Source organism: Stenotrophomonas sp. PvP093, assembly GCF_017876915.1.
In the GTDB taxonomy this organism is placed as follows: Bacteria; Pseudomonadota; Gammaproteobacteria; order Xanthomonadales; family Xanthomonadaceae; genus Stenotrophomonas; species Stenotrophomonas muris.
Map to the genome: position 1 here is coordinate 2,308,405 of NZ_JAGIOX010000004.1, position 12,863 is coordinate 2,321,267.

Genomic DNA, 12,863 nt, shown 5'->3' on the forward strand with positions numbered 1-12,863 from the left:
ATTCGACTCAGGCGGCCTGCGCGGCCTTGGCATTGCCGCCGCCCTTGGCCAGCAGGGTCAGCTTCTCATCGGTCGCCTTTTCTTCCTCCAGCGTCTCCAGCAGCAACGGCAGGGCATCCTTGTAGCCCAGCTGCTTGGCCAGCGCGGCGATGGTGCCGTAGGAGGCTATTTCATAATGCTCGACCTTCTGCGCGCCACCGATCAGGGCAGCATCGCGCACCGGCCCCTTGTCGATGCTGTCGATCACCTCCTTGCCTTCCTCGACCAGGCCTTCCATCGCCGCGCACTTGATGCGCTTCAGGCGGATGCCGAGCACCTCGACCACCTGGTCGATGCGCTCGATCTGCCCCTGGGTTTCTTCCAGGTGCGTTTCGAACGCTGCGGCCAGATCCGGATTCTCGGCCGCACGGGCCAGGCGCGGAAGCGCCTTGGTCAGCTGCTTCTCGGCGCTGTAGATGTCCGAGAGCTCGTGGATGAACAGATCTTCCGCCGTCTTGATAGCCATGCTGGGCTCCGCTGTGAATGGAGTGCTCAGAGTAGGTCCCGTCCGGTTGCGATCAGGCGGGGAAGGAGTGAAGGCGGCATGTGAATTCCCACGCGGACCCTGCGCGCTGCCTTCACGAAGCAGCGTCTTTCGCGCATCGGCAGGACGCCGTGCCGGCGGCCTTCGCCATGGCTTCACAGTGGCATCGCTCCGTGCCCATGGAGTGGCCGGTACGGTCAGTTCACCCCCGATCACGCTGGAGACTCCCATGAGCGATGACAAGAACAACGCCGGCAGCCCGGACCGGGACCGCATCAACGTCAATGAGGATTACGAACTGCGGTACTGGACCACGACGCTGGGCGTGTCCGCCGACGAACTTCGCGCGGCCGTCGCGGCAGTCGGGCCCACGGCGGTTGCTGTCCGGAAGCACCTGGGCAAATAGCGCGGAGCTGGCCATGTCCCTGGTCGAGTATCGCCGCAAGCGTCGTTTTGACCAGACCAAGGAGCCCGAGCCGGGCAAGGCGCTGCCGAAAGGCCAGCGCGCCATTTTCGTGGTGCAGCTGCATCATGCCAGCCGCAGGCACTATGACTTCCGCCTGCAGGTTGGCGATGCGCTGAAGAGCTGGGCGGTGCCCAAAGGCCCCAGTTACGACCCGAAGGTCAAGCGCATGGCGGTGGAAGTGGAAGACCACCCGGTGGACTACGCGGCGTTCGAGGGTGATATTCCCAAGGGCCAGTACGGCGGCGGCCATGTCGCCCAGTTTGACCACGGTGTATGGGCCACGCAGGGCGATCCGGAAGCCCAGCTCGCCAAGGGCCATCTGCGCTTCGAGCTGTTCGGTACCAAGTTGAAAGGCGGCTGGCATCTGGTCCGGTCGGGAAAGCCCGCGCGCCAGCCACAGTGGCTGCTGTTCAAGGACGACGACGAATTTGCCAGCGATATCGAGGCAGACGATCTGCTGGGGGACGTCGCTGAAGCGCCACCGGAGGATCTGAAGCGAGCCGGCGCCGGCAAGACCGGGAAGAAGCGGCTGACGGCGGTACCTGCCAGACGCGCCCGGCGAAAGAACTGGTCGAACAAGGCCCTGGCGCTCAGCAAGGCGAAAAAGGCGGCAGCGCCGTCCGGGCCGTTTGAGCCGCAGTTGGCCAAGCTGGGTGAAGCACCGCCCCAGGGCGAGCAGTGGGTGCATGAGATCAAATGGGACGGGTACCGCATCCTTGCTACGGTGGCTGAGGGCAACGTGCAGCTGTGGTCACGGAACGCGCTGGAATGGACCGCCAAACTTCCCGAAATACGTGACGCGATCGCGGCCCTGGGCCTGACTTCGGCGGCACTGGACGGCGAGCTGATCGCCGGCGCCGGCACCAAGGAAGACTTCAACCTGCTGCAGGCCACGCTTTCCGGCGAGAAGCAAGGCGTCCTGACGTATGCGCTGTTCGATCTGCTGCATCTTGATGGCGTGGATGTGGCCGATGCGCCCCTGCTTGAGCGCAAGACCCTGCTGCAATCGGTGCTGGAGGGGCAGGGCAGCCCACTGGCCTTCAGTTCGCATGTACAGGGGGATGGCGACCAGGCCTATCGTCTGGCCGGTGAGCGGCACTTCGAGGGCATCATTTCCAAGCGCGCCGATCGCAGCTACCACAGCGGCCGCAGCGAGGACTGGCGCAAGACGAAGCAGCTGGCCAGCGACGAGTTCGCGGTGGTGGGCTACACCGCACCCAAAGGCAGCCGCACCGGCTTTGGTTCGCTGCTGCTGGCCCGGCCAGACGCAACGCATGGCTGGCTCTACGCAGGGCGCGTCGGGTCCGGGTTCTCGGATGAACTGATTGGCGACATCAGCAAGCGCATCAAGGGCGGCGGCGGCCGCAAGCCAACCGCGTACGTGCCCACGCAGGACACCGATCTGCGCGCTGCGACCTGGTTCGAACCGCGTTTCGTGGTGGAGGTCTTCTACCGCGGAATCGTTGGGCAGCAACTTTTGCGCCAGGCGTCGCTGAAGGCGGTGCGGGCGGACAAGGATATCGCCGACCTCGCCGATTCCGATCGCGCCGGAGCGGCCCCGGCCGCAGCGCGGTCGCAAGCGCCCGCGCGGCGTGGGCGCCGGGTGGAAAGGGCGCCGGCAACGGATCGCGCGCCCCCCGTGCTGTCGTCCCCAGGCAAGATCCTGTTTCCCGGCGACGGCTACACCAAGCAGGACGTGTGGGATTACTACGCAGCAGTGATGGAGCACCTCCTGCCCGAGGTGGTGGATCGTCCGCTGTCGATCATCCGCTGCCCCAGTGGCACCGCAAAGCCCTGCTTCTTCCAGAAACACCATACGGCCGGGCTGGCGCTGGTCGATCCGGTAAGGCTGAAGGAGGAAAGCGGCATCAACGCCCATTACCTGGTGGTGCGGGACGCAGCCAGCCTGCTGGAACTGGTGCAGTTCAACGCGTTGGAGTTCCACCCTTGGGGCAGCCATGCCGAGGCGCCCGACAAGGCCGACCGGGTCGTGTTCGATCTGGATCCCGGGCCGGATGTGCCCTTTGCCGAAGTCAAGAAAGCGGCAACCGACATCCGAGAACTGCTGGCGCAGCTGGAGCTGGAATCGTTCCTGCGCGTCTCCGGCGGCAAGGGCCTGCACGTGGTCGTGCCGCTCAACCCAGGGTGCGATTGGGACCTGACCAAGCGTTTTGCGAAGGGTTTCGCCGATGCATTGGCACAGTCCGAACCGCAGCGGTTCCTGGCAACCGCCACCAAGAGCCTGCGCAACAAGCGGATCTTCGTGGACTATCTGCGCAATGGGCGCGGCGCAACGGCGGTCGCGTCCTATTCGTTGCGCGCCCGGCCGGGCGCGCCGGTGGCGCTGCCGATCGCCTGGGGCGATCTGTCGAAACTCCAGCGCGCCGATGCGTTCACGATCAAGGACGTACCCGCAAAGCTCAGGCGGCGACGCAAGGATCCTTGGGCCGGCATCGCGGAAGTGAAGCAGAATCTCGCGCGATGGGCACAGGCCGACCCGTAGCCGGGCCGCGCTGCATACCGTTTGTCTGCCAGAAGCCGACCCATCCGCAGAATACACAGGGCCGGAACCTATCGTCGGCGTGGTTGGCCTATGCTTGCGATACGGAATCTGGGGGGATTCGCTACCGGAGCAGCCGATGCCTATCAGGGCAGTCGCATACGTAAGTGAAGCGGGCCCAGCCGTGGCCGGTGACCCGTTGGACCTGCGCAGCGGGAAGCTGGACGACCTGGTCGATGATGCCGCGCGCTTCAACCGGAATGCCGGCGTTACCGGCGTACTGCTGTTTGATGGCGCCCGCTTCCTGCAGTACATGGAAGGACCCGAAGATGGCTTGAATGTGGCGTACTCGCGGGTACTCGGTGCTGCAAGCCACACGGGACTGATCGAACTGCAGCGCGGCAGGGTAGGCAACCGGCGTCTCCCGTTCTGGCCGATGCGCTGGCTGCCGACGCAACCCGAGCAGTTGAAGAGTCTTGCCCGCGCGGACTGGTCAGGGTTCGCCCAGCGGACCGGTGACGATGCGCCAACCGAGACGGCCATGGATGTCCTGGCCAGGTTGGTGGATCCCTATGCCGTCGCGGCGTGATCGATCGGCCTAGCGGCCTCCATAGCGCGCTTCCCAGGGGATCTCGCCGCTGCACGAATCGAGGTGCGCGGTGCGCATCACGCAGTACAGGCGGGCATCCGGGTCCGCACTGGCAGCGATGTAGTCCAGCGCCTCGGCGAGCATGCGGATGAACTGCGGCTCGGGATAGAACGCCGCCCAGGTGGGCAGCATTTCCTCCAGTTGCGCGATCATCAGGTCGATTTCCAGATGCGTGCTCACTGCCTGGCCCTCCATGCAGCCACGTTAGCAATCACGCTGCAAGCAGAGGGTCGCGGTTCGCACAGGCGACGCTGGCATCGTGTCCATGCGGCACTCACCCCGTCTTGATCCTCACCGCGGCAGTGCCACGCACGTGAGCATTTCCTGCACGGGCACGCCACCGTCGTTTCACCCGGCAGGGCGTATCAGGGAAGGCTCTCCGATGAACCTGCAAGGATCCTTTTCATGGCCGACCCGTCCCCGCGCGCCAGCTTATGGTCAGCTGATTCCGATCCGCACGGCTTCCGCCCGCTCGCCGGGACCACGCGCGCGGACGTGCTCGTGGTCGGTGCAGGCATGACGGGCCTGTTGACCGCCGCCCGCTTGGCCGACAGCGGCCTGGATGTGGTGGTGGTGGATGCCGGCCCCATCGGCGGGCGCAACACGGTGATGTCAACCGGCAATCTTTACGCTCCCGTGTCCCGGCTGGCAGACCTGATCGCGCGTTGGGGCGGTGACACGGCACGTCGTGTGGTGCAGTGGCGGCAACACGCGGTGCGTTCCATCGAAACACTGGTCCACCGCTACGATCTGCACTGTGGCTTCGAGCGCGTGGCCATGCAGTACGGCGTGCAGGAGCGTTCGCGCGAGGCCACGGCGCAGTTCGAACGCGAGCTGCAGGCCTACCAACGCGTTGGCCTGCATTGCGAGCACCGCCAATCCGGGCTGCCGTTCACCTTGGCCCACGCTTTCCGCGTTCCCGACCAGGCGCAGTTGCGTCCGGCGGCGTTCTGCAGGGAACTGGCCCGGCATCTGGTGGGCCGCGTGCGCATCCACGACTGGACCCGGATCACCCGCATCGAGGCTTCAGCCGGAGTGGCGACGGCCCCTGGTGCCCGCATCCATGCCAGGCACTTTGTGCTGGCCACCCACTCGCCAGCAGGATTCAACCTGGTGCAGGCCGAGATGGAGGTGTACCGCGAATACGGCGTAGCGGTACCGGTGGCCAATCCGCCAGCGGCAGGCATTCACTGGATCGCCGACCGGCACCGCTCGCTGCGCGGGGTGCATGGCGCTGATGGCCGCGACTGGCTGGTGCTGGTCGGTGAGACACATCGCACTGGCGAAACCCCGGCGATGGATCCGGCCCAGCATCTGGTCGCCGACGCGCGTCGCAACTTCAGCGTGCAGGGCGAGCCGCTGTGCTGGTCCGCGCAGCAGTTCCGGGCCGCGGATCAGCTGCCCTACATCGGCAGCAGCGCGCACGACAATGTATGGGTCGCTACCGGCTATGGGCCGGACGGATTGACCTGGGCGGGCGTGGCCGCGCGCGCGATCACGGAGGGAATCACGGGAACGACCAGCGAGATCGAGCAGCTGCTCAGCCCCATGCGCTTTACTCCGCTGCGCTCGGCTGCAGGCTGGGCCCGCACCAACGCCACGGTTGCGCGGCACATGGTGGGCGATCGCCTTGGAACCGCGTCGTCGCGCGCTCCCAGCGAGCTGGGCCGCGGGTGCGGTGCGCTGCTGGACGTGGGCGGAGAGCGCACCGCGATCTACCGCGATGATGATGGCCAGCTGCACGCAATGTCGGCGCTGTGCCCGCACCTCAAGTGCGTCGTCCAATGGAATGGCCATGAACGCACATGGGACTGCCCGTGCCACGGCAGCCGCTTTTCCGCCACCGGGGCCCTGCTGGAGGGCCCCGCCAGGCAGGGCCTCACACCGGCGGCGCTGTAGGCCGCCGCCGCAGCGGTGACCTCAGGCTTCGGCGGTTGCATCCGCTTCGCAGGGCATGCAGCGCTCCTTCTTGGACTTGATGTCCGCTGCGGTCTTCGCCAGTGCCTCGTAGCGCTGGCGTATCTCTTCAAGATGGGCCGGCTCCATCGATTCCAGGTTCAGCAGCTCCTGGTTGGCGTCCTTGCTGACCCGGATCAGCTCGTCCAGCTTGATGTGCAGCGCAGCGGTGTCAGCGTTCGGGGTATGCTGGATCAGGAATACCATCAGGAACGTCACGATGGTGGTGCCGGTGTTCACCACCAGCTGCCAGGTGTCATTGAAGTGGAAGGCCGGGCCGCTGGCGGCCCAGGCGATGATCACCCCCAGTGCCGCGACGAATGCCCCAAGACTGCCGGACAACCGCGCCGTGGCCGCCGCGACGCGTGCAAAGCCGCGCCGGATCACTGCTCACCTCCGCCGGCCTCCTCATCCGTCCGGCGGTCTGGCAGTTTGACCCGCTCACCCAGGCGCGCGGCCTGCTCGTCGGGCGTCGGGGCTGCGACGAAGGGCGAGATCGGGTCACTGGCCGGGAACGTCTCCTGCAACGCCTCTTCATGATTGCGATGGTTATGCAGCCTGGCCTGAAGCGGGCTGACCGGATCGGTGCGCTGTGCTTCCGGGTCCGGTTGGGGCAGGTCTTTCTGATCGCGTTGCATGGTGAATCTCCAGGTTGGGTCCCACTGCCGTAGTGGCGGGCCCAGCATAGGAGCCGCACTGTGAGCGGCTGCATCAAGGGTGCGGCAACGTGGCGTCAAGCCTTCAGCCAATGCAGGTTAACAATCAGCCGCGTGGCGCGGTTGGCGTCGGCCACCTGGTGTTCCGACGCTGCACGCAATCACACATCCCCTCACTCCATTCACCCTGCAACAGCGACAATAACCGCCCGTGTGCGCATGCACGTATTCCACTGATTGGCAGCAGGATCGCGAAGATGTCCAACACCCCCTTTGGCGAGTCGTCATGCGCAGCCGCGGCCAGCGGCTGCATCGAGGTCCGCGGCGCACGCGAGCACAACCTGAAGAACGTCGACGTCACCATTCCACGCAATGCGCTGGTGGTGTTCTCCGGGGTATCGGGTTCGGGCAAATCCTCGCTGGCGTTCGGCACGGTCTTCGCCGAGGCCCAGCGGCGCTACTTCGAATCCGTCGCACCGTATGCGCGCCGCCTGATCGACCAGGCGGGCGTGCCCGACGTGGATGCCATCGACGGCCTGCCGCCGGCGGTGGCCCTGCAGCAGCAGCGCGGTGCCAGCAACGCACGTTCATCGGTGGGCAGCGTGACCACGCTGTCCAGCCTGGTACGCATGATGTATTCGCGTGCAGGCGCGTACCCGGCCCACCAGCCCATGCTGTACGCCGAGGACTTCTCGCCCAATACGCCGCAGGGGGCCTGCAGCACCTGCCATGGGTTGGGCCACGTCTACGAAGTGACCGAAGCGCTGATGGTGCCGGACCCGTCGCTGAGCATCCGCGAGCGCGCCATCGCCTCCTGGCCGCCGGCCTGGCATGGCCAGAACCTGCGCGACATCCTGGTCACCCTGGGCTACGACATCGACGTGCCGTGGAAGAAGCTGCCGAAGAAGGACCGGGAGTGGATCCTGTTCACCGAGGACACGCCGACCGTGCCCGTCTATGCCGGCTTCACGCCTGCCGAGACGCGTGCCGCACTCAAGCGCAAGCTGGAGCCCAGTTACATGGGCAGCTACACCGGCGCCCGCCGCTACGTGCTGCACACCTTCGCCAACACCCAGAGCGCGCTGATGCGCAAGCGTGTCTCGCGCTACATGGAAGACAAGCTGTGCCCCGCCTGCCAGGGCAAGCGACTGAAGCCCGAAGCGCTTTCGGTCACCTTTGCCGGTGTGGACATCGGTGAATTCATGCGGCTGCCGCTGGATCAGCTGGCCGGGCTGCTCGAGCCCATCGCGCAGGGCGACTTCAGTGCACACAGCCACGGCGCACGCACCCGCAGGAGTGCGACGCCCCGCGATCGCGCCAAGCGCGCAGCAAGTGGCCACGCGACCCACGAAGGCGCGCCCGATGTGCGGCTGACCTCGGCCCTGTCGGAGGAGAAACGCCTGGCCGCGCAGCGACTGGCGGGTGGGGTCATGGCGCGGGTACGGCAGCTGCGCGAGCTGGGCCTGGGGTATCTCTCGCTGGATCGCGCCACGCCCACCCTGTCGGCCGGCGAACTGCAGCGCCTGCGGCTGGCCACACAGCTCAGCTCGTTGCTGTTTGGTGTGCTGTACGTGCTCGATGAGCCCTCGGCCGGCCTGCATCCGGCCGACAGCCAGGCGCTGTACGACGCGCTGGACCGGCTGCGCGATGGCGGCAACTCGGTGTTCGTCGTTGAACACGATCTGGAACTGATGCGACGTGCACAGTGGCTGGTGGACGTGGGACCGCAAGCGGGCGAGCACGGCGGGCGCGTTCTCTACAGTGGCGAGCCCGACGGCCTGCGCCGCATCGAGGACTCGCGCACCGCGCGGTACCTGTTCGACCAGGTGCCTGCGCCTGCCAGCCGGGAACGCAGCACCGACCGCTGGCTGGAGCTGAAGGGCGTCCACCGCCACAACCTGCAGGGCGTGGACGCGCAGCTGCCGCTGGGAGTGCTGACCGCAGTGACCGGCATTTCCGGATCGGGCAAGTCCAGCCTGATGGCGCAGGCGCTGCCCGAGCTGATGCTGCTGCACCTGGGGCACGAGCCCGTGGACGACAGCGCCGACAGCACGCCCGAGGACGGGCCAACCGTGATCGAAGCGACGCGGGGCCAGCTTGCCGGAGCCGTGGACGCCATCCAGCGCGTGGTGCAGGTGGACCAGAAACCGATCGGCCGCACGCCACGCTCCAACCTGGCCACCTACACCGGCCTGTTCGATCACGTGCGCAAGCTGTTCGCTGCGACCCCCGACGCGCGACGCCGCCGCTTTGACGCCGGCCGCTTTTCGTTCAACGTGGCCAAGGGCCGGTGCGAGACCTGCGAAGGCGAGGGTTTCGTAAGCGTCGAACTGCTGTTCATGCCCAGTGTCTATGCGCCATGCCCCGCCTGCCATGGCGCCCGCTACAACGAGGCCACGCTGAAGGTGTTGTGGAACGGCCGCAACATTGCCGAAGTCCTGCAGATGACGGTCGACCAGGCACAGGCATTTTTCGCCGGTGAGGAAGCCATCGCGCGGCCGCTGCAGCTGCTGCAGGAGATCGGCCTGGGCTATCTCAGGCTCGGCCAGCCGGCCACGGAGCTTTCAGGGGGCGAGGCGCAACGCATCAAGCTGGCGACCGAGCTGCAGCGCAGCCAACGCGGCCGCACGCTCTATGTACTGGACGAACTCACCACCGGCCTGCATGCGTTGGACGCAGACAGGCTGCTGGTGCAGTTGCAGCGGCTGGTGGACGCGGGAAACACCGTGGTGATGATCGAGCACGACATGCGTTCTGTCGCACAGGCCGACTGGGTGATTGACGTCGGCCCGGGCGCAGGCGGCGCAGGTGGAACCATCGTGGCGAAGGGTACGCCACGCCAGGTGGCCCGCGCCAAGGACAGCAGGACGGCGCCGTTCCTTGCAAGGGAACTGGCGCTGTAGCGACGTCATCCCCGGCTATCGCACTCCACCACGCCGGGCAGCTGCACGCCGTTCGCCGATCAGGCGCCGCTCACATAGCGCGGCGCCGGCTGCGCGAGCGAAAGGCCCGGTGCCATCGCCTTGCGTGCGTGCTCGAAGGCGTCCCACTCAGCGATGTCCGGAAGCGCGGGAATGGTCACAAGTTCACCCTGCGCCAGCCCGGCCAGGGACGCATCCACCATGTCTTCGGCGCTCATCACGATGCCCTGTGGCAGGTGCTCCACCGGCAGGCCGGAAAGGTGCCAGAAGTCGGTTGCGGTGGCGCCCGGCAGGACGACCTGGACACGCACGCCCTTGTCGGCCAGCTCATGGTGGAGCGACTGCGAGAACGCCAGCACGAACGCCTTGCTTCCCGCGTAGACCCCGTTGAGCAGCTCCGGTGCCAGCGCGACGATGGAGGCGATGTTGATGATCGTGCCCCGGCCACGTGCCACAAACACCGGCGCTGCAGCATAGGCCAGGCGCATCGCGGCGTTCACGTTGAGCGTGATCATGCGCTCCATCTCGCCGATGTCCGACTGCAGCAGGGGCGCCGTAGCGCCGATACCGGCATTGTTGACCAGCACCTGGATATCCGCTCGGCCTTGAATGACCTTTTCAACTTCGGCACGCCCGTCGGGGATGGTCAGGTCCGCGGCGACGATGTCCACCGTGCGGCCGGTGCTGCGGGCCAGCGCTTCGGCCAGTTGGCGCAGGCGGTCGGCGCGTCGCGCGACCAGGATCAGGTCATGGCCGGCGTGGGCCAGGCGATCGGCATAGATCGCCCCGATGCCGGACGATGCGCCAGTGATGAGTGCGGTGCCGTGATGGGTAGGGTCGTTCACAGAGGTCAGTCCGAACCGGCGAACGTCGCCGGGGTCAGGGGAAATCTAGGCCGGCTTGTACGTGTCGTAAATGTCGTATATACCTCGTTTACGGCCACCCCTGAAAAACCGTCATGCCCAGTGTTGGATTTGTCCTGCCCGCCGGATTCCAGACCATGGCGATCGCCGCGGCGTCCGCCTTCGAACTGGCCAATGCCACCGAAGGCGCGCGCCTTTACGATCTGCACATGCTGTCCGAACAGGGCGGGCTGGTGCCCAGCTCGCTTGGCATGGCCATGCAGACAGCGCCGCTTGCGCAGCAGCCGCTGGATACCATGATCGTGGCCGGCCTGCTGGAGCCAGCCCCGTCCAGCGGCGCGCTGATCGATCCGATCCGTCACGCGGCCGCCCGCACGCGCAGGACCGCGTCGGTGTGCACCGGCGCGTTCCTTCTCGGCGAAGCGGGGTTGCTGGACGGGCGCCGCGCCACCACGCACTGGTTCCACGCACGTGCGCTCAGGCAGCGCTTTCCCGCCGCGCAGGTGGAGGAAGACCGCATCTTCATCACCGATGGCCCGATCTGGACCTCCGCCGGCATGAGCGCGGGGCTGGACCTGGCGCTTGGCATGATCGAGCAGGACTTCGGTGCGGATCTGTGCAGGGCGGTGGCCCGGAAGCTGGTGATCTACCATCGGCGCGGAGGCGGGCAGTCCCAGCATTCGGTGCTGCTCGAGCTGGATGCCCGGTCTGATCGCATCCAGAACGCGCTGACCTTTGCACGCCGCAATCTGCGCGCCACCTTGTCGGTTGAAGAACTGGCGCAGGCCGCGCATCTGAGCACCCGCCAGTTCAGTCGCGCGTTCCGCGAGGAAACCGGGCAATCCCCCGCCAAGGCAGTGGAGGGCCTGCGGGTGGAGGCCGCTCGCGTGTTGATCGAGCAGAGCCGCTACACGATGGATGAAGTGGCGACTGAAACGGGCTTCGGTGATACCGAACGCATGCGACGTGCCTTCCTGCGCGCCTTCGGCCAGCCGCCGCAATCGCTGCGGCGCAACGCACGGGGCGGGGCGGACTGAGTGTTCATGGCTGGATTCATGGGAAGATGCACCACTGCGCCCGACTGCCACTACATGCACACACTGACCGATCCCCACCTGCTGAATGACATCGCTGAGATCGGCCGTATTAAAGCGGTGCCGCGCATCCTTGAAACCGTCGCCCATATCACAGGCTCAAGATTCACCGCGATTGCCCGGGTGACAGAAACCACGTGGACCGCCTGCGCCACCCTGGACACCCTGGGGTTCGGGCTCGTTCCGGGCGGGCAGCTGGTCCTCGAAACCACCCTCTGTGACGAGATCAGGCAGTCATCGACCTCGGTGGTGTTCGCGCACGCCAGTGCACATCCGCTGTATTCCAAACACCATACGCCCAGGATCTATGGGCTGGAGAGTTACGCCTCCGTGCCGATCCATCGGCCGGATGGCAGTTTCTTCGGCACCCTGTGTGCCATTGATTCGTCGCCGGGCAACTTCGATGAGGCGCATGTCCAACGATCCATGGAGCTGCTTGCCGACCTCGTTGGCAACTACCTCGACAAAGAGGATCAGCTGCTGGAGGCAGAGACAGCCCTTTCAACGGCACAGCGTGTTTCCGATCTGCGCGATCAGTTCATCGCGGTGCTGGGCCATGACCTCCGCAGCCCGCTGCAGGCCATCAGCGTGGCCGCCGATTCACTGGAACGTGAGGCAACTTCCGAGCGCCAGCAGCGGATGCTCGCGCACATCGCCGCCGGCGTCACCCGGATGGATGGCCTCATCGGTGATGTGCTTGATTTCGCCAGGGGGCGGCTGGGAGGAGGCATTCCGGTTTCGCTCCAGGAAAGCCACACCTTGCAGGCGGCGCTTGAACAGGTTGCAGAAGAAGTGGCGATCGCTACCGGTCGGCAGGACATCAACGTCCAGATGCGGATCGAAGGTGGCGTGGTCTGCGACACCGGCAGGCTGTCGCAGCTGCTGGCCAACCTGCTGACCAACGCAGCCCAGCACGGCGAGCGCTCCGCCCCAGTCACGCTGAGGGTTCAGGCCGCATCCCATCGCCTCACGCTGGATGTGCATAACGCCGGCTGCATTGCGCCTGAGCGGCTGGGGACGATTTTCAGCCCGTTTTCGCGTGAGCAGGGCGAGCTGCCCAGGCCAGGGCTTGGCCTGGGCATCTACATTGCATCGGAAATTGCCAAGTCCCACGGCGGCACACTGGACGTGCAGTCGAGTGAGAGCGACGGCACCGTGTTCACATTCCAGATGCCGACTGCGGCGCGTCCATGAAGGTGGGCGCCAGGCAACAGAAGGGCTCCGGCACCGCGCCG

At 66.3% G+C, this 12,863-nt stretch carries 12 protein-coding genes; 7 read left to right on the forward strand and 5 right to left on the reverse strand.

All coding sequences use genetic code 11. The features are described 5' to 3' along the window. Positions 1-7: 7 nt before the first annotated feature. Positions 8-505: a DUF892 family protein gene (locus J3A72_RS13205; RefSeq protein WP_005416567.1), complete on the reverse strand. Its 498-nt coding sequence runs from the start codon at positions 503-505 to the stop codon at positions 8-10. 247 nt (positions 506-752) lie between these two features. On the opposite strand from J3A72_RS13205, the gene J3A72_RS13210 reads away from it, so the two are divergent. The 3 genes from J3A72_RS13210 (at position 753) to J3A72_RS13220 (ending at position 4,078) form a co-directional block, all read left to right on the forward strand. Further along, positions 753-929, forward strand: a complete 177-nt coding sequence (locus tag J3A72_RS13210) for a DUF3606 domain-containing protein (RefSeq protein WP_014647169.1) — start codon at positions 753-755, stop codon at positions 927-929. Between the two features lie 13 nt (positions 930-942). Continuing rightward, a complete protein-coding gene (gene ligD, locus J3A72_RS13215; protein WP_075076903.1) occupies positions 943-3,492 on the forward strand; it encodes a DNA ligase D in 2,550 nt (849 codons plus the stop codon). 136 nt (positions 3,493-3,628) lie between these two features. Beyond that, complete coding sequence (locus J3A72_RS13220) at positions 3,629-4,078, forward strand: BLUF domain-containing protein (protein WP_075076902.1); 450 nt, start codon at positions 3,629-3,631, stop codon at positions 4,076-4,078. 9 nt (positions 4,079-4,087) lie between these two features. Here the strand turns inward: J3A72_RS13220 and J3A72_RS13225 are convergent, their stop codons facing one another. Beyond that, positions 4,088-4,318 (reverse strand): hypothetical protein, encoded by a 231-nt coding sequence (locus J3A72_RS13225; protein ID WP_075077006.1) that lies wholly within the window; start codon positions 4,316-4,318, stop codon positions 4,088-4,090. Positions 4,319-4,543: 225 nt separating this feature from the next. Between J3A72_RS13225 and J3A72_RS13230 the strand changes: the two genes are divergently transcribed. Continuing rightward, positions 4,544-6,037: an FAD-dependent oxidoreductase gene (locus tag J3A72_RS13230; protein ID WP_075076901.1), complete on the forward strand. Its 1,494-nt coding sequence runs from the start codon at positions 4,544-4,546 to the stop codon at positions 6,035-6,037. Positions 6,038-6,058: 21 nt separating this feature from the next. Here the strand turns inward: J3A72_RS13230 and J3A72_RS13235 are convergent, their stop codons facing one another. Both J3A72_RS13235 and J3A72_RS13240 read right to left on the reverse strand, forming a co-directional pair. Further along, complete coding sequence (locus J3A72_RS13235; protein WP_075076900.1) at positions 6,059-6,481, reverse strand: low affinity iron permease family protein; 423 nt, start codon at positions 6,479-6,481, stop codon at positions 6,059-6,061. Then, positions 6,478-6,732, reverse strand: coding sequence for a hypothetical protein (locus J3A72_RS13240; protein WP_075076899.1), 255 nt, complete (start codon positions 6,730-6,732; stop codon positions 6,478-6,480). Before J3A72_RS13240 ends, J3A72_RS13235 begins: the two co-directional genes overlap by 4 nt. A 275-nt stretch (positions 6,733-7,007) precedes the next feature. Here J3A72_RS13240 and J3A72_RS13245 point away from each other — a divergent pair, with 275 nt between their 5' ends. After that, positions 7,008-9,653, forward strand: coding sequence for an excinuclease ABC subunit UvrA (locus J3A72_RS13245; protein WP_209572028.1), 2,646 nt, complete (start codon positions 7,008-7,010; stop codon positions 9,651-9,653). 59 nt (positions 9,654-9,712) lie between these two features. Here J3A72_RS13245 and J3A72_RS13250 read toward each other — a convergent pair whose 3' ends face one another. Further along, on the reverse strand, positions 9,713-10,516 hold the full coding sequence (locus J3A72_RS13250; RefSeq protein WP_075076897.1) for an SDR family oxidoreductase: 804 nt from the start codon (positions 10,514-10,516) through the stop codon (positions 9,713-9,715). 155 nt (positions 10,517-10,671) lie between these two features. Here J3A72_RS13250 and J3A72_RS13255 point away from each other — a divergent pair, with 155 nt between their 5' ends. Next, the gene (locus J3A72_RS13255) at positions 10,672-11,571 is read left to right on the forward strand and encodes a GlxA family transcriptional regulator (protein ID WP_229653766.1); all 900 of its coding nucleotides are present in this window, start codon (positions 10,672-10,674) and stop codon (positions 11,569-11,571) included. 54 nt (positions 11,572-11,625) lie between these two features. Then, positions 11,626-12,822: an ATP-binding protein gene (locus J3A72_RS13260; RefSeq protein WP_080469302.1), complete on the forward strand. Its 1,197-nt coding sequence runs from the start codon at positions 11,626-11,628 to the stop codon at positions 12,820-12,822. Positions 12,823-12,863 lie beyond the last annotated feature (41 nt).

Bases quoted from the DNA above. Each gene is read 5' to 3' on its own strand.
- J3A72_RS13205 (WP_005416567.1), bottom strand. From the start codon at position 505: ATGGCTATCAAGACGGCGGAAGATCTGTTCATCCACGAGCTCTCGGAC.
- J3A72_RS13210 (WP_014647169.1), top strand. From the start codon at position 753: ATGAGCGATGACAAGAACAACGCCGGCAGCCCGGACCGGGACCGCATC.
- ligD (WP_075076903.1), top strand. From the start codon at position 943: ATGTCCCTGGTCGAGTATCGCCGCAAGCGTCGTTTTGACCAGACCAAG.
- J3A72_RS13220 (WP_075076902.1), top strand. From the start codon at position 3,629: ATGCCTATCAGGGCAGTCGCATACGTAAGTGAAGCGGGCCCAGCCGTG.
- J3A72_RS13230 (WP_075076901.1), top strand. From the start codon at position 4,544: ATGGCCGACCCGTCCCCGCGCGCCAGCTTATGGTCAGCTGATTCCGAT.
- J3A72_RS13240 (WP_075076899.1), bottom strand. From the start codon at position 6,732: ATGCAACGCGATCAGAAAGACCTGCCCCAACCGGACCCGGAAGCACAG.
- J3A72_RS13245 (WP_209572028.1), top strand. From the start codon at position 7,008: ATGTCCAACACCCCCTTTGGCGAGTCGTCATGCGCAGCCGCGGCCAGC.
- J3A72_RS13255 (WP_229653766.1), top strand. From the start codon at position 10,672: ATGGCGATCGCCGCGGCGTCCGCCTTCGAACTGGCCAATGCCACCGAA.
- J3A72_RS13260 (WP_080469302.1), top strand. From the start codon at position 11,626: ATGCACACACTGACCGATCCCCACCTGCTGAATGACATCGCTGAGATC.